This window comes from Thauera sp. SWB20 (assembly GCF_000831325.1).
Lineage (GTDB): Bacteria > Pseudomonadota > Gammaproteobacteria > Burkholderiales > Rhodocyclaceae > Thauera > Thauera aminoaromatica.
Map to the genome: position 1 here is coordinate 141,381 of NZ_JTDM01000018.1, position 16,332 is coordinate 157,712.

Annotated in this window: 13 protein-coding genes; 3 read left to right on the forward strand and 10 right to left on the reverse strand. The window is 69.5% G+C overall.

Annotated features, from left to right (window positions below):
- The first annotated feature begins 23 nt into the window (after positions 1–23).
- Genes PO78_RS11025 through PO78_RS11035 form a run of 3 tightly spaced genes read left to right on the forward strand, consistent with a single transcriptional unit; the run spans position 24 to position 5,066 of the window.
- A complete protein-coding gene (locus PO78_RS11025; RefSeq protein ID WP_004299582.1) occupies positions 24–986 on the forward strand; it encodes a sulfotransferase family protein in 963 nt (320 codons plus the stop codon).
- Positions 970–1,872, forward strand: a complete 903-nt coding sequence (locus PO78_RS11030) for a glycosyltransferase family 2 protein (protein ID WP_012585878.1) — start codon at positions 970–972, stop codon at positions 1,870–1,872. The genes PO78_RS11025 and PO78_RS11030 overlap by 17 nt, the downstream gene beginning before the upstream one ends.
- Positions 1,869–5,066 carry a sulfatase-like hydrolase/transferase gene (locus tag PO78_RS11035; protein WP_043743761.1) on the forward strand — a complete coding sequence of 1,066 codons (3,198 nt, stop codon included), beginning with the start codon at positions 1,869–1,871 and terminating at the stop codon, positions 5,064–5,066. Before PO78_RS11030 ends, PO78_RS11035 begins: the two co-directional genes overlap by 4 nt.
- Here the strand turns inward: PO78_RS11035 and PO78_RS11040 are convergent.
- From PO78_RS11040 to PO78_RS11085, 10 genes are read right to left on the reverse strand one after another with little or no spacing between them, the layout of a single operon-like run.
- Positions 5,019–6,635: an ArnT family glycosyltransferase gene (locus PO78_RS11040; protein WP_004299587.1), complete on the reverse strand. Its 1,617-nt coding sequence runs from the start codon at positions 6,633–6,635 to the stop codon at positions 5,019–5,021. The genes PO78_RS11035 and PO78_RS11040 overlap by 48 nt on opposite strands.
- The gene (locus tag PO78_RS11045) at positions 6,632–8,338 is read right to left on the reverse strand and encodes a hypothetical protein (RefSeq protein WP_231570687.1); all 1,707 of its coding nucleotides are present in this window, start codon (positions 8,336–8,338) and stop codon (positions 6,632–6,634) included. The genes PO78_RS11040 and PO78_RS11045 overlap by 4 nt, the downstream gene beginning before the upstream one ends.
- A gap of 31 nt (positions 8,339–8,369) precedes the next feature.
- A complete protein-coding gene (rffA, locus tag PO78_RS11050; protein WP_004299592.1) occupies positions 8,370–9,494 on the reverse strand; it encodes a dTDP-4-amino-4,6-dideoxygalactose transaminase in 1,125 nt (374 codons plus the stop codon).
- Complete coding sequence (locus tag PO78_RS11055; protein WP_004299595.1) at positions 9,491–9,913, reverse strand: GtrA family protein; 423 nt, start codon at positions 9,911–9,913, stop codon at positions 9,491–9,493. Before PO78_RS11055 ends, rffA begins: the two co-directional genes overlap by 4 nt.
- Complete coding sequence (locus PO78_RS11060; RefSeq protein WP_043743767.1) at positions 9,910–10,713, reverse strand: GNAT family N-acetyltransferase; 804 nt, start codon at positions 10,711–10,713, stop codon at positions 9,910–9,912. The genes PO78_RS11055 and PO78_RS11060 overlap by 4 nt, the downstream gene beginning before the upstream one ends.
- Complete coding sequence (locus tag PO78_RS11065; protein WP_004299598.1) at positions 10,697–11,659, reverse strand: glycosyltransferase family 2 protein; 963 nt, start codon at positions 11,657–11,659, stop codon at positions 10,697–10,699. Before PO78_RS11065 ends, PO78_RS11060 begins: the two co-directional genes overlap by 17 nt.
- Positions 11,660–11,678: 19 nt before the next feature.
- On the reverse strand, positions 11,679–12,500 hold the full coding sequence (locus PO78_RS11070; protein WP_231570688.1) for a tetratricopeptide repeat protein: 822 nt from the start codon (positions 12,498–12,500) through the stop codon (positions 11,679–11,681).
- 9 nt (positions 12,501–12,509) lie between these two features.
- Positions 12,510–13,607, reverse strand: a complete 1,098-nt coding sequence (locus tag PO78_RS11075; RefSeq protein WP_004299602.1) for an alginate O-acetyltransferase AlgX-related protein — start codon at positions 13,605–13,607, stop codon at positions 12,510–12,512.
- Positions 13,607–15,163: an MBOAT family O-acyltransferase gene (locus PO78_RS11080; protein ID WP_043743775.1), complete on the reverse strand. Its 1,557-nt coding sequence runs from the start codon at positions 15,161–15,163 to the stop codon at positions 13,607–13,609. Before PO78_RS11080 ends, PO78_RS11075 begins: the two co-directional genes overlap by 1 nt.
- Before the next feature lie 3 nt (positions 15,164–15,166).
- Entirely contained in the window at positions 15,167–16,312 is a 1,146-nt protein-coding gene (locus PO78_RS11085) for a glycosyltransferase family 4 protein (RefSeq protein ID WP_043743778.1), read from the reverse strand.
- Positions 16,313–16,332 lie beyond the last annotated feature (20 nt).

Below are 16,332 nucleotides of genomic sequence, written 5' to 3' on the forward strand. Positions count from 1 at the left end.
TCTCTCTGATTGGACCTGCCCCGATGTCATCGTTCCGGCTGTCGCACCTGCACAAGCTGCTCGACCCCGAGATCCGCGCCAAGAACCTCCAGTGGCTGCGCTGGCGGGCCCGGGAGCTCTACTGGTCGGCCGCCCATCCGGCCATGCCCGACCCGGTCTTCGTGATCGGCTGCTCGCGCTCGGGCACCACCGTCACCTTCGAGACGCTCGCCGCGTCCGGGCAGTACCTGCATTTCGACTACGAGCTGCCGCAGCTCTGGGACGGGCTGTACGGGCCGCTGAACAACGGCTGGGCATCGGAAGCCGCAGGCCCGGAACATGCCGACCACGCGCACCGCGAACGCGCGCTCGCCTACTTCTATGCGCGCCTCGGCGCCGGCCCGGTGCTCGACAAGACCTGCATCAACACGCTGCGCGTGGCCTACCTGCACAAGCTGTTCCCGCGCGCGAAGTTCGTCTTCATCCACCGCGATGGACGCGACAACATCAGCTCGATGATAGACGGCTGGCGGCTGGGCCGTACCGATGGCGGCTTCGGCCTGGAGAAATTCTTCGGCCCGTCGCCGGTGCCGGTGGAGATCAACGGCGGCGAGTTCCGCGAATGGCACTTCTTCCTGCCGCCGGGGTGGCGCGACTACAACCGGGCCAGCCTGGAAGAGGTATGCGCGTTCCAGTGGATCAGCGCCAACCGGCTCGCCCTCGACGCGGCGCGCGACGTGCCGGCGGCGCAGTGGATCCAGGTGCGCTACGAAGACATCTTCGAGCGCCCGGTGGAGATGTTCCGCACCGTGTTCGAACGCCTCGGCCTGCCCTTCGACGCGCGCATGGAGGCCCACTGCGCAGGACTCTCGGGGCGCCCGACCAGCATCGTCAAGGGCACGCCGAAGAAGCAGAAATGGAAGGAGAGCAACCCCGAGGCGATCGCGCGCATCCTGCCGGCGATCGCTCCGCTGATGCGCGAGCTGGGCTATGCGCTCGACGACTGAGCCGACGGTCAGCGTCGTCATCCCGGCCTTCAACGCCGCCTGGTGCATCCGGCGCGCGGTCGACAGCGTGCTGGCGCAGGACTTCACCGATTTCGAGCTGATCGTCGTGGACGACGGCAGCACCGACGACACCGCGGAGGTCCTGCGCGGCTACGGCGACGTGCTGCGCCTCGTCTCCCAGCCCAACGGCGGCATGAGCCGGGCGCGCAACGCCGGCATCCGCCTCGCACGCGGGCGCTACATCGCCTTCCTCGACGCCGACGACCGCTGGCTCCCCGCCAAGCTCGGGCGCCAGGTCGCACTGCTCGATCAGCGCCCGGAGCTGGCCTTCTGCGCCGCGACGGCGAGCCTCGAGGACCCGGACGGCAAGCCAGTCGGCATCTGGGCCTGCCAGGGCGACGGCACCGCCTCGGTGGCCGAGGTATTCGCCGCCCATGCGCTGATCGCGGGGGGCGCCTCGTCGGTGCTCGCGCGACGCGAGCCGGTGCAGGCGCTCGGCGGTTTCGACGAGGCCCTGTTCGGCGCGGAAGATACCGACCTGTGGATCCGTCTGGCCGCATGCGGCGGCTTCGCATGCATCCCCGAGGCGCTGGTGGTGGTACTCAAGCGCCCCGGCAGCGTGAGCCGGAACCGCGCGCGGATGCGCGCCGGCGCGCTGGCGATGACGCGCAAGAACCGTCACCTGCTGCCCGCCGACAAGCAGGGCGCCTACTGGCGCGCACTGTACGCGGGCACGCTGTGCGACTACGCCAAGTGGGCCTGCCGCGAGGGCGATCGCGGCGCTGCGCTCGCCGATCTCGCGCGCGCCTTCGCGTGCGCGCCCATCGGGCGGGGACGACTGATCGCCTCGATCGCGCTCGCCGTGCTCGCCGGAGGACGGCTATGAACGTCGCCACCGCCGCCCGCAGCCTCACCATCCTGATCTGCACGCACAACCGCGCGGACCTGCTCGCACGCGTCATCGATTCGCTCGAGTCCGCCCGCCAGCCTGCCGGCTGGAGTGTCCGCCTGTTCGTCGTGGCCAACGCCTGCACCGACGGCACGCACGAGTTCCTGGCCGGGCGCAGCGACCGCGCGGATCGGCTGGCGCTGTCGTGGATCGCGGAGCCCACGCCGGGAAAGTCGCATGCGCTCAACCGCGCCCTGCCCTTGCTGGAGGACGAGCTGGTCGCCTTCGTCGACGACGACCACCGCGTGGACGCCGACTACCTGCTCGGGGTCACCGCCGCCGCGGAGCGCTGGCCCGAGGCCGATCTCTTCTGCGGGCGGATCGTGCCCGACTGGGACGGCAGCGAGCCGGCCTGGGTGCACGACGAAGGCCCCTATCGCATCTACCCGCTGCCGGTCCCGCGCTACGACCAGGGCATGGAGGACTTCCCGATCGACCTCGAGGGGCCGATCCCGGGAGGCGGCAATCTCGTCGCCCGCCTGCCGGTGATCGGTGCGACGGGACCGTTCGCGATCGAACTCGGGCCGACCGGACACGATCTCGGCGGATCGGAGGACGCCGACTGGATCCTGCGCGCCTTGCGCAAGGGGGCCCGCCTGCATTACGCACCGCAGATCCTCCAGTACCACTATGTCGATAGCGAACGCCTGACCTTGTCCTACGTCGCACGCAAGGGGTACCAGCGCTCGCAATCGGTCACGCGGGTGCGCGCGGAGTTCGACCGGGTGCCGCGCTACATGTGGCGCAAGGCCGCGGGCTACGCCCTCGGGCTGGCGTTCTCGTGGCGGCTGCAGGCACGGCGCTTCTATCTGGTCCGCCTGGCTTCCTCGATGGGCGAGATCTCCGGCATCCGCGACCGCCACCGGCGCAAGCGCAGGCGTGCGGCACTGCCGATGCTCGGGGCGGAAGCGGGATCGGCGGCCTTGCTGGTGGCCGCCGCGCTCACGCTCGCGCTGGCGGCGGTGCTCGCGCGCCACTGGCTGGGCGAAGCCCTGCTCGGCGCCGGCGTGGTGGGCGCGCTGACGAGCGCGGTGCTGGTAGCCAAGTCGGTGCGGGATTTCTCGCGCACCGGGCCGGGCCTGCGCGAAGAGATCCTCGCGCGCTATCGCGGCTACGTCGTCTTCGCCATCGCCCGCCTGGGGCTCGCGGCCCTCGGCCTCGCCGCGTTCTGGGCCTTCCCGGGCACCGCGCTGTGGATCACTGCGGCGGAAGCGCTCGGTCGGGAACCGCCGCTGTGGACGACTGCCGCGGGCGGCGCCCTCACCCTCGCGCTCGCGACGGTGTATGCCGGCTGCCGAGCACTTTCGCAAAACCCGGGCCTGGTGATCGCGTCCTGGCAATATCGCACCGTCCGCATCCATCGCCTGTGGCGCGCGCTGTCGCAGCGCGGTCTCGACCTCATCGCGCGCATCGTGCTGGCGACCGGAATCGGCCTGGTCGGGGCGATCGCGTTGCTGCGCTACCACCAGGGCGGCAGCGCGGACGCGGGGGCCATGCTGCTCGTCACCTGCGGCTACATCGCGCTGCTCGCCTGGGCGATCTGGGAGCCCGACGGCACACACGCCCCCACCCCGCGACGGCGCGCGCGGCGCAACGTGTTGATGATCGGCAGCGATACGCTCCGGGCCGACCGCATCGGCGCGCAACGCGAAGGCGCGTCGATCACCCCGAACATCGACGCGCTGGCCGCACGAGGCACCCGCTTCGGCGCCTGCTACGTCCCCTGCGCGCGCACCGCGCCGAGCCTGATCTCGCTGTTCACCGCGACCTGGCCGCACCACCACGGGGTGCGCGACAACTACGTGGCCGGCGCCGAGACGCGGCTCGAAGACAAGACCCTGCCGAACATCCTGCGCGCACTGGGCTATCGCACCGCGGCGGTTTCCGACTGGTGCGGCGCCGATCTGGGCAAGTTCGATTTCGGCTTCGACATCACCGATCTGCCCGAGGATCAGTGGAACCTGAAGTACCTCATCCGCCAGGGCCCGAAGGACATCCGCCTGTTCCTGTCGCTGTTCCTGCACAATCGTCTCGGCCGTCACCTTCTTCCCGAGATTCACTACCTCGGCGGCGTGCCCCAGACCGGCATGCTCGGACGCCGCGCGCGACGCACGCTGTCGCGTTTGGCTGCGGGCGACGAACCCTTCCTGCTCAACCTCTTCTATTCGACCACGCATCCGCCTTTCGCATCGGAGCACCCCTACTACACCCGGTTCTCCGATCCTGCCTATTCCGGCGCGTCCAAGTTCGCCATGGCCCGGCTGACCGAGCCGTTCGAGATCATCCGCCGCCAGGGCGAGCCGCGCGAGGAATTCGACCTCGACCAGATCCTCGATCTCTACGATGGCTGCGTGGCCCAGTTCGACGACGAGGTCGGGCGCCTGCTGCGCCAGCTCGACGACAGCGGCCTCGCGGAGGACACCATCGTGGTGCTCTACAGCGACCACGGCATGGAGTTCTTCGAGCACGGCACCTGGGGCCAGGGCAACTCCGCCCTGGGCGACTTCAGCGCGCGCGTGCCGCTGATCGTCGTCGACCCGGCCCGACCGGGCGGCCAGCGCGTCGACCAGGTGGTGCGCAGCGTGGACATCATGCCGACCCTGCTCGATCTGCTCGGTGCGCCCTCGGTCGGCTGCGACGGGGTGTCGCTGCGCCCGGCGATCGCCGATCCGACGACGGACCTGCACCTGCGCGCGTTCAACGAGACCGGGATCTGGATCGCACCGGTCCCCGGTCTGCCCGAAGGACACCTGAGCTATCCCAACCTGCTGGAACTGCTCGACGTTCCGGACATCGCGGCGGGCAGCCTGTCGCTGCGCGAGCGCTACCGCCAGACGGTACTGGTCGCCAAGGACCGCATGGTGCGGGACGGGCGCTGGAAGCTCGTCTACCAGCCGCTCGAGCACGGCAGGCTTCTCAGCCTGTACGACGTCGAGAGCGACCCCGGGTGCACCGCGGACGTCGCGTCCCGGCATCCCGCAGAGGTCGAGCGCCTGTGGGCGCAGCTGCGCGCCTGGATGGCGAACGACCCGGCGCTGCGCGGGGATCCCCGCCTGGATCTGCCGCCGACGCCCGCGGCGACCTCAGCCGCCAGCACGCCGGAAGCGGATCTCGCGCCCGAGATGCGGTAGCGGGATCACGATCTCCGCATCGGCTGCGGGAACATGATCGCGGTAGCGATGGAGGACGATCCGCTCCGGCGCCTCGGCCCCGCCGGCGGCATGCACGGGAAACTCGGCGACGCGTTCGAAATCGGCTTGCGCGAGCAGCTCGGCAAGCATCTCGAACTCGGGAACGCCGACGATGTCCGGGCGCTCGATCACCACGTATTCGATTCCGTAGCGTCGAATCAAGGCGCGGATGTCGTCCATGCCGGAGACGTGCGAGCTCATGCCGAAGTACTTGTGTACCGCGAGCGAGACCAGGACCTTGTCCGCGCGCAACACCACGGCCTCGCGCGCATGGTCGAGCTGCCGCAGATGGAAGATGAAGCTGCCGTCATGCTTGCCGGCAAACAGCACGGGAGCGCCTGTCCGCCGCTCGTGGACCGCCTGCGCCACCTCGCGATAGCCGTCGATCCGCGGGACCGGCTGCGTCAGCGTTCGCCAGCCCTGGAAAGCGAGCATGACCACGAGCAGGACGAGGAAGCCGTCGTGCGATCGCCGCCCCCGCAGCAGGAACAGCGGACGGGCGGCCAGCACGGCGAGCGCAGGCAGGGCATATAGCGTGTAGCGCGGCGCATTGCCCGCACCGCCGAGCACCAGCGTCATCACCACGTACCAGCACAGCAGCCAGGCGTGGATCAGGGCCAGCCGGCCCTCGCCCTGGCGGGCCGGAAGCAGCGCCCCCGCGAGCGACAGCAGCGCCAGCGGCCAGCCCCAGACCTCGATCAGGGCCCGCGGATAGGTCAGCCAGCGTTCGAGCGAGAGGCGGGCCGCACTTTGTCCGACTTCGACCCGGCTGTCCCCGACGGTGGCCGCGAGGCCGAGATTGCCGAACTTGAGCGCATGCAGCGCGACCAGGGCGATCGCCAGCGCCGCGATCAGATAGGCGGGCACGGCCTGCACGCGCCACAGGGCGGCACGCCGCGACGAGATCAGGCCGTACGCCAGCAGCGCCGGCAGCAGGAGCGCGACGGTCTGCTTGACCGCCAGTGCGGCGGCGATCGCCAACCCGGCCGCGATGGCCCGCGACCATGCCGGGCGGTCGAGATAGCGCTCGAAGGTCCACACCACGAGGACGAGCAAGGCGATCGCCGGCGCCTCGAGCATGACGCTGCGCGCCCAATGGTTCCACTCCGGGACCGCGATGAACAGTGCCGTCGCCATGAAGGCCATCAGGGGGTTCCAGCCCGTGCGCACCCAGTCGAACCACAGCCCGGCGGCGAGCAGGACGAAGGCGAACACGGTCCAGTGCGCAACCGTCTCGCTGACCCCGAAGAGCGCGAAGAAACCGGCCTCGACGAAATAGAAGCCGGGCAGGTACCAGTTGAGCGCGAGCGCAGGATACTGCGCGAAATAGCGCAGGGCGTAGCCCATCGGGTCGTCGAGCGGCAGGTCGCGCAGCAGGTCGAGGATGAACACCCCGCCCATCGCATGCCGCGTCTCGTCGGTCCACCAGAATCCGCTCCCACCCAGAGCGGGCGCGAGAAAGAGCGCGGAGAGGGCGAAGAGGAGCGCACAGGGAAGCCAGGATCTCATGGCGGGGAGCCCTCGGGAGATGGATCGGGAACGGGCAGCGGCCCGAGTTGCTCGAGCACGAAGCCGGTGGTCTGCAGCAGCGGCGCGGCACCGGCCAGGGGCGGATCGCCGACCCGCCGCAGATGGAGCACGCGATGCCCGACCAGGCTGGTGCGCAAGGCCGCGGCATCTCCGAAGCCGGTGCAGAAGCGTACCGGCTCGTGGGCGCGGTCGCGGCGAAGCTCGCAGCGCCCGGGGTTGGTGGGGTCGCCCGCCAGTGCCATGTGCGCATCGGCCGGATAGGCCGGCCCGTAGAAGCGCACCAGGTTGAGGTATTCCTGTTTGACGGACGGGGCTGCGATCAGGATTCCCGGCCGCCCCTCTCCGCCGAACACCTGCGCGCTGATCGCCGCCATCTCCCGGGGGACGTAATCGACGCGCTCGTAGCGCGGCACGAACATCGCCGCACCGAGGCGCTGGATCCGCCAGAGACCCGGTTGCTCGACGAACCAGCCATAGATCGGGGGTCTCGACATCAGGACAAGCACCATCGCCAGGCCGAGGGCCGCGCACCTCTGCCGCGCCCCCAGCACAAAGGTCCAGCCCGCCGCCGACAGCAGGATCAGGGGAGGGACGAGGCCGATCAGCATGCGGGTCTGGACGGCGGAGTCGGAGGCGATCAGCGCCCATGAGGGCAGGCCCGCGAGCAGCAGCCACAGGACGCCGAAACGCACCACCCGCGAGCCGCGGAACCGCGGCAGCGCGAACACGGCCCCGAGCCAGAGCATGCCGCCGGCGACGAACACCAGGTTTCCCGCATGCACCCCCTCGCGCGCGCGCTGTGCAAGGCTTGCGGCGAAGGCCAGATAGCTGCGCGGGTCCGCCAGCGGGTGGAAGACGAACGCATAGGTGGCGTAGCCGAGCAGGGCCGTCCCCCCTGCGAGGACGAAGCGGCGCAGCGTCCGTGCGCGTGCCTCCGCGGCGCCGGCAAAAGGCAGATAGGCGAGCATGAACGCCAGCCAGATCCACACGCTCTCCACCCGCACGGTGTAGCCGAGGAAGGCCAACCCTCCGGAGACCGCCGCTAGCCAGCCCGCGGCCGTGGCGGTCGACGCCAGCAAGGCCCACACCGCCGCAGCGCCGAGCCCGAAGCTGAGCACCTCGCTCACCAGGTTGCCGCTCAGGTAACCATGGACGTCGGACAGCACGAACAGAAGGGCGCTCGACGCCAGCCCACCGGCCCCGACCGCACCCGGCTCGAGCGCTCGTCCGGCGAGATGGCTCACCCGGCACCAGGCCAGCAGGCCGAGCGGCATGGCGAGGACGAACATCCAGTGGGCGGCCGTGATCGCCGCATCCGTGCTTCCGAACGCGGCCACCGGCGCGCCGAGCAGCGCGATGTGGCCGAGACGGCTCGATCGCCAGAAGGCCTCGGAATAGCTCTCGTCCTCGGGCCAGGCACCGGCGAGCTGGGCGACGATCTCCTGCGCATTGCGTGCGACATCGACGAGGTAGGCGGTCTCGGCGAAGCGCTTGGCCTGATAGAGGTAGATCGGCGCGTCCCAGTGCACGTCCGCGAGCGGTGCGCGCGACAGCGCGACGAGCAGCATCGCGAGCCCGACCGCCAGCCAGAGTACGCGGGTCCTGCCCGCCACCCGGCCGCGCCCCCCACCCGACGCGCAGCCCCCGCCCGCGCCCGGCAGGCAAGCTCGATGGTGACTCATGCGGATGCGTCGTGCGGGTGGCAGGCGGCGCTCAGAGCGCGGCGAGCACTTGCTGGATGATCTCGGCCTGCGCGTCCTCCATGCCCAGCCACAGGGGCAGCCGCACCAGACGGTCGGCGATGTTCTCGGTGACGCTCAGTTCGCCGTGGGCACGACCGAAGCGGCGGCCCGCCGGCGCATCGTGCAGCGGGATGTAGTGGAACACGCAGTGGATCCCGAGGCCGCGCAGGCGCTCGATGAAGGCCGTGCGTTGCTCCAGCCCCGGCAGCAGCAGGTAGTACATATGGGCGTTGTGCCCGCAATGTGCGGGGATCACCGGGCGCCGCAGCCTGCCCTGGCGCTCGGCCTCGGCAAACCACTGGTGGTAGGTGTTCCAGATGCCCAGACGGCGACGGGTGATGCTGTCGGCCTCCTCCATCTGCGCCCACAGAAAGGCGGCGATGAGCTCTCCGGGCAGGTAGGACGAGCCGATGTCCACCCAGGTGTATTTGTCCACCTGGCCACGGAAGAACTGGGAGCGGTTCGTGCCCTTCTCGCGGATGATCTCCGCGCGCTCGGCGCGCCCCGGAGCATTGACCAGCAGGGCGCCGCCCTCGCCCGAGATGATGTTCTTGGTCTCGTGGAAGGAGAGCGCCCCCATGTGCCCGATCGCGCCGAGCGGCCGGCCCTTGTAGCTCGCCATCACCGCCTGCGCGGCATCCTCGACGACGAGCAGGTCGTGGCGGCGGGCGATGTCCATGATCGTGTCCATCTCGCAAGCGACGCCCGCGTAGTGCACCGGCACGATCGCGCGCGTGCGCGCGGTGATCGCCGCCTCGATCAGACGCTCGTCGATGTTGAGCGTGTCCGGGCGGACGTCGACGAACACCGGCACCGCGCCCCGCAACACGAAGGCATTCGCGGTGGACACGAAGGTGTAGGCCGGCATGATGACCTCGTCGCCCGGCTCCAGGTCGGCGAGGATCGCCGCCATCTCGAGCGCGGCGGTGCACGAATGGGTCAGCAAGGCCTTGGAGGCACCGGTACGCGCCTCGAGCCAGCGCGAGCACTGGCGGGTGAAGTTCCCGTCGCCCGCAAGGTGGCCGTTGGCGTGGGCCTGGGCGATGTACCAGAGTTCCTTGCCCGTCATGTGGGGCTTGTTGAAGGGGATGTTCATGGCTGCGGCCCGGTCGAGTGCGAGTGAGGAACGGAATTCGGACGGAAGACCCAAAACTTCTGCAGAAGAAACAGCAGGATCGCGAGCACGACGATCGACACGCCCTGGACGAGCTGATGGGGATGGCCCATGCGGTCGACCAGCACCATCAGCGCGACCAGGTTGAGCAGGTAACCCGCTGCGTAGGAGAGACAGTAGCGCACGAACGCCGGCCCGTGCATCCCGCCGTGTCGGAAGGACCAGCGCTTGTTGAAGACGAAGGTCTGCACCACCCCGAGCAGATAGAGCACGCTCATGGCGAGCTTGGCCCCGACGCCTGTCGCCGTCAGCGCGAGATAAGCCAGGTAGAGCACCACGTTCGATGCCAGCCCCACCGTCGCGTAGCGGACGAACTGGCCCAGGGTGGCTTGCGCGCTCATGCAAGCCGAACCCTGTGGAAAGTCATCGAGGGCGCCGGGAAGCTGAAGCCGAGACGCGCATAGAGGTTGAGCACCCGATGGTTGCGCGCCACGATGCTGGTACGCACCCGGATCGCCCCTTCGAGGCGCGCCTGGTTCATCATCGCGCGCCAGGCGCGCAAGCCGTACCCCCTGCCCTGCCGCTGCGGCACGACCGCGTTGAGATGCCAGTAGCAGGTGCCGTCGGCAAACTGCTCGGTGACGAAGAAGGCGACCAGTTCGGCCCCTTCACGCACGGCATGGAGGCGTTGCGAGGGATGCTCGAGGCTGCTGCGCACCCAGTTCTGGTAGCGCAGGTCGCCAAGCCGCGATGGCAGCCGCGGGTCGACGTGGAAACGTTCGTTCCGGAAGGCGCCTCCCGCCACCTCGACGATTTCCTCCAGATCTTCAGGTCGCGCTCGTTCGACCACCAGCCCCTGTGCATCGCGCGGCCCGGCCGACTGCAGGTCGCCGAACTCGGGCTGGAAGACCATCTCGATGAAACGAAAGCCGACCTCCTCGAGCAGCATCGATTCGCGCAGCCGATCGTGGGGGAGCCGGCAGCTCGCCAGCCCCACGCCCCCGACCTCGCAGGCGGCGACGAAGGGCGCCAGATCCGCCGCGCTGGCGCCCGTGCGGGCTTCGATGCGCGACACCTGCACCACCGGATGGCCGAATACCGCCGTGTCCCAGGGGGCCTCCGCCCATTCGAGGCGGAGCTCAGCCATGTCGATGCGGCCGTGCAGGGGGTGGGAGGGGGCGGCTTCAGCAGCACTGGTCATGGACAGTCTCCGTGTCGCACTGCGCAGCGGTGGAGGATCGCAGCGCATAGGGCGGACGCTCCATCGAGCGGAAATGCATCCTCGCCAGGTACTCCCCGAAGATCCCCAGCGCGAACAGCTGGACGCCCGAGAAGATCGCGATGATCGAGGCCAGGAAGGGGAATCCGGGCACCGCGCTTCCGTCGACGAGATAGCGCAGGAGCACGTACAGGAGCACCAGGAAGCCCATCGACCCGAAAGCCAGCCCGAGCACGCTGGCGACCTGCAGCGGCAGCACCGAGAAGCCGGTCATCATGTTGATCGCATGATTGATGAGCTTGCGCAGGGTGTAGCCGGAATCGCCGACGGCACGCTCGTCCTGGCGAACGAGAACGGAGCCGAAACGCGTCGTGCCCCAGGTGAGCAGCACGTCGATATTGACCGACGGGCTGCGGTAGGCCGAGAAGGCCTCGCGCAGGCGGGCGCGGAAGACGCGGAACGCGCTCACCTTGCTCGCCGACTCCACGCCCATCGCCCCCTGCAGCGCGAGCTTGGTGATCCTCGAGGCCTGGTCGCGCAGGAAGCCGTGCGTCTCGGCCTGTGGCGAACCATAGACGACGTCGTAGCCTTCATCCAGTCTGGCCAGCAGGCGATGGATCTCTTCCGGCGGATTCTGCAGGTCGTCGTCCAGCGTCACGACGAGCTCGCCGCGCGCGGCCCGAATGCCGCACAGCAGGGCGTTGTGCTGGCCGTAGTTGCGCGCCAGGCGCAGGCCGAGCACGCGGGGATCGGCCGCAGCCAGCTGCTCGATGACGCTCCAGGAGTCGTCGCCGCCGCAGTCTTCCACGAGGATGATCTCGAACGGCCGGCCGATCTGCTCGAGCGCGCCGACGAGCCGTCGATGCAGTTCGGGCAGCATGGCCTGCGAGCGATAGACCGGAACGATGGCGGAAATATCGATGGACATGGTCGTCTTCAGGGGGCGGTCAGGGTTTCTGCGGCTCGCCGAACGACTCGCGCCAGCGCTTCTGGATCTCGGCCGGCGGACAGAACCGGCAGCCTTGGGAAGCGCCCTCGGCGGTGCCGGCATCCTGGTCGACCTGCGCCGCCGAACGCGCCGCGGTCGCCGCCTCCTGCGTCACTGTCGCCTCGGAGGTGGCCGGAGCGGCGTCTGCAGGCTCCGCCTGCGACGGCTCGTCGGGCGCTGCCGGCTTCGGTGCAGGCGGGCGCACCAGCGGCGGCAGCTCGACGCCGAACTCCTCGCCCATCTTGCGCAGCCGAAAGTCGTTCGGCGAAAGCTTCAGGGCCGTGCGCACGACCTCGGCCGCCTTGGCGCGCCGATCGGTCGCCCGGTACAGGGTGGCCAGCTGCGCGGCCGCCCGTGCATGGCGGGGGTCCAGTTGCAGGGCATTGAGCAGGGCGGACTCCGCCTCGATGTGCTGCTTGCCGTAGTACTGGGCCCAGCCGCGCAGGAAATAGACCTCCGGCATGAGGAAGTGCGACCGTGCCGCATGGCTGATGATGTAGCTGGTCTCGTTGACGATCGAACCGACGTAGCGCTCGCGCTCCTTCTGCGAGGCGGAGCCGACCACCTTGTTCTCCCACTGCATCCCGAAGCAGAAGTGATGGAAGTGGAAGTATTTCTGCGGATTGTTGGCCGCCTGCCAGGCGGCATTGTTCTGGTTCTGCAGGCGCTGCACGCACCAGGCGCGCAGCGCCTGATAGTCGGCCTCCGTTCCGGCGCTCGCGCCCGTCATCGCGATCGACCCGGCAAGCAACACGGCTGCTCGCAGCACTTTAACCATCATCGTCTCCTGTCATTTCGGCGCTTCGGGTCCTTGCGCCCGCGCACCGCCCCTGGCGACATCCGCCTGCGCACGCAAGCGCGACAGGCGCTCGAATATCACCTGCGCCGCAAGCGCATGCCCTGCTCCGCTCCAGTGCGTATCGTCCGGCATATAGACGTCGATAACACCGCGCTCCACGGCGTCGCGAATGGCGAGGTCGAGCCGGGCGTCGGGCACATCGAGTCCGTCGAAGAGCTCGCCCAGCCGCTCGGCTGGCAGTCGGGCGGGATCGCGCGCCCAGGGACGATACGCGCTCGACTTGTCCGGCGCCAGCGCGGTCATGAACACCGTCCGTCCGTCGGCCTGAAAGCGCGTCGCCAGGTCTGCGAGGGCGCAGCGGATCCGGCGCAGGTGTTCCGCACTCCAGGCGGCCTTGTTGAAATCGTCGCCGTACACCAGCAGGCGGGCGGATGCGCGCGACGAGAAGAGGTCGGCACGCACGAGTTCGACCTCCACCGTGTTGCCGGCCTGCACACCGAAGAGACCACGCATGGCACTGCGGTAGAGCCAGCTGCGCGCGAACCCGGGGTTGGCCTCCGCCAGCGCATGCGGCCGCGGCACCGCGCGGGCATGCGCCACGACCGCCATCGGCGGCGGCAGCGCGAGCGGCGGCGCGGGGCGCGAGCTCGGACACAGCCCCTCCACCTTCGCGTGATCCGCAGCCAGGCCGCGCTCGACCACGTTCCAGATCACCACCTTCGGCGGATGTTCCACGAACAGGGGCGACGCGCGCAAGGCGTCCACGTCTACGCGATGGACGTCGAGCGTATGCACGCTCCAGCCGGTCATTGCGGCGAGGTGGTTCTGCCATTGCTGGGCCGGTCGCAGGTTCGCGAACGAATCGCCGACCACCAGGATGTCCACCGGCCGCGTCCATTCGCCGAACGAGGTCGGAAGCGGATCGAATTCGAGCACCGGCTCGTTCCAGCCATGCGTGCGCTCGGCGTACCCGCCGAGGCGGGTCAGGTCGCCATAGACCGGCTGCAACCACCACGCCAGCATCCACGCGGCCGCGACCAGGACCAGGGTGAGTCCGACGACGAAGAGGGAAAAGGCGCGCGGCTGCATCAGAACTGGAAGTACAGGAACTCGGAAATCGCATCGCCCCGCGTCAGCGCCGTGGCGAGCAGCAGCACGGTCGCGACCAGCCAGGGGGTGCCGATGCGGAAACGCAGCAGCCCCGCTTCATCGACTCCGCCGCGGAAATCGAGCGCGGGCCGGTAGCGGGACATGATCTGCTGCGTGTTGGGGGCGAAGAAGGCGATCGCCGCCAGGATGGCGAGGTCCCGCCAGACCCAGGCATCGGCGAACTGCCCGGCCAGCAGTCCCGCGCCCACCCCCATCTCGCCGGCGAGGCGGTTCAGCCGCCAGTGCAGCGCGTTGAGCCAGTCGGGCGGCACGGCCACGCCATTCGCGCCTGTCATCGCGCCGAGCATGGCGAGCGCGGCATCGAAGGAGTTCGCGCGGAAGAACGCCCACGCGACGACCACCGCCACGAAGGTGAGCGCCCAGCCGAGCACCCGCCACGCCCGGCCGCCGCGCAGGCCGAGGCGGCCCACCAGCCAGCGCCAGGCATGATTCACCATCAGGTAGAACCCGTGCAGCGCCCCCCAGACCACGAAGGTCCAGCCCGCGCCGTGCCAGAGCCCGCCCAGCACCATCGTTACGAACAGGTTGGCGTGGCGCCGCAACGGCCCCTTGCGGTTGCCGCCCAGCGCGATGTACAGGTAGTCGCGCAGGAAACGGGACAAGGTCATATGCCAGCGCCGCCAGAACTCGGAGATGCTGCCCGCCTTGTAGGGCGAATCGAAATTGAGCGGCAGCTTGACGCCGAACATGCGGGACAGGCCGATCGCCATGTCGGAATAGCCGGAGAAATCGAAGTAGAGCTGGAAGGTGTAGGCCAGCGCGCCGCCCCAGGCGTCGAGCAGGCTGAGCGCCTGCCCGGCCTCGGCGGCCTGGAACACGGCGTTGGCATGCGGCGCGATGCCGTCGGCGAGGACCACCTTCTTGAAGATGCCGAGCCCGAAGATCGCCAGCCCGACCGCGATGTTCTCCCAGTCGAGCCGGTAGGTGGATGCGTGCGCGAACTGCGGCATCATCTCGCGGTGATGCAGCACCGGCCCGGCGATCAGGTGGGGGAAGTAGGTCACGAACAAGGTGTAGTGGACGAAGTTGAACTCCCTCGCCTCGCCTCGCCAGGCATCGACCAGGAAGGCGATCTGGGTGAAGGTGAAGAAGGAGATCCCCAGCGGCAGCACGATGGCGTCGAAATGCCAGTGCCCGTCGAAGACGACGCGGGCGCTTTCGGCGAAGAAGTTGAAGTACTTGAAGTAGCCGAGCAGGAGCAGGTTGGCGCCCACCGCGAAGACGAGGAGCGCACGCCGACGCTGGCCGGCCGGACGTGCGGACTCGCGCGCCAGGCGGACGCCCATGCCGTAGTTGAAGACGATCGACGCGCCGAGCAGGCCGAGGTAGATGGGGTTCCACCAGGCGTAGAAGAAGCACGACGCCGCCGCCAGCCATGCCGCGGCGAGGCGCTGGCTCGTGGCGGCGAGCCAGAAGAAGCCGACCAGCACGATCGGCAGGTACAGGTAGATGAACTGCGGCGAATTGAACAGCATCGCTCAGGCGCGCAGGCAGTTGCGGGTGCGCTCGGCCACCGCCTGCCAGCTCAGCGACTGGCGCACGCGCGCGAGCCCCGCCTGTCCCATCGACTCGAGCAGCGGGGGGTCGTCCAGCAGGCGCGCGAGGGCGTCCACCAGTTCGGCCCCCGTGCTCGCGTCGACGCGCAGGCCGGTCACGCCGTCGAGCACCGCCGAGCCGGTGCCGCCGGCACGTCCGGCGATCGCCGCCTTGCCGCAGGCCGCCGCCTCGAGGAACACCATGCCGAAGCCTTCAGTGTCGCCGCCGATCTCGCGATTGGCCAGCACGAACACATCGCAGGCGTTGTACCAGCGCGGAAGGTCCTCCATCGGCACGTGGCCGAGCCGATGCACCCGCTCCGCGACCCCCGCCTCCCGCGCCACGCCGTCGAGGTAGTCGGCGTCCTCGCCGATGCCGACGATCGCCAGATGCACGTCGACGCCGCGCGCGCGCAGCGCCGGCAGGCTGGGGATCAGGGTGTCGAAACCCTTGCGCCGGCTCAAGCGTCCGACGGACAGGATCAGCCGTGCCGAATCGCCCAGCCCGAGGCGCGCGCGCAGGTCGCCCGCGGGCAGCCCGGGGCGGAAGCGCTCGTTGTCGACACCCGGATGGATGAGCACGATGCGCTCGGGCCGGACCCCCATCCCGATCAGGGTGTCGCGGGTGAAATCGCTGTTGGCGATGACCCGGTCCGCGTGGCGCAAGGCGAAGCACATCGCCTTGTACTTGTTGCCGCGGCCCCAGCCGGTGAGCTCTTCGCCATGGGCGTAGATCACGACCGGGCGCAAGGTCAGGCGGGCGACGAGCCAAGCCACCAGCCCCTCGGGCAGGGCACGCCCGGCGTGGATCGCATCGAATCGCCGCGTGAGCGCGAGCCGCAGCGCGCAGACGAGGAATCTGAGGTACATGCCGAGCGACTCCGGCCGCAGCCAGCCGACGCGCTGCAGGTTCAGGCGGTGCACGCTGTTGGGGTGATCGCGGTCGTACTCGGCTGCGCCCGGAACCTGCGCCGTCAGGATGTGGATCTCCTTCCCGCCGAGTCGGCGATAGACCTCGTCGAACCAGACGGCGGTGCCACCCTTGGTGGGCAGGAAAAGCTCGGTGAGGACCAGGTAGCGGTTCCGCATGGGAGATCTCGGGATCGAAG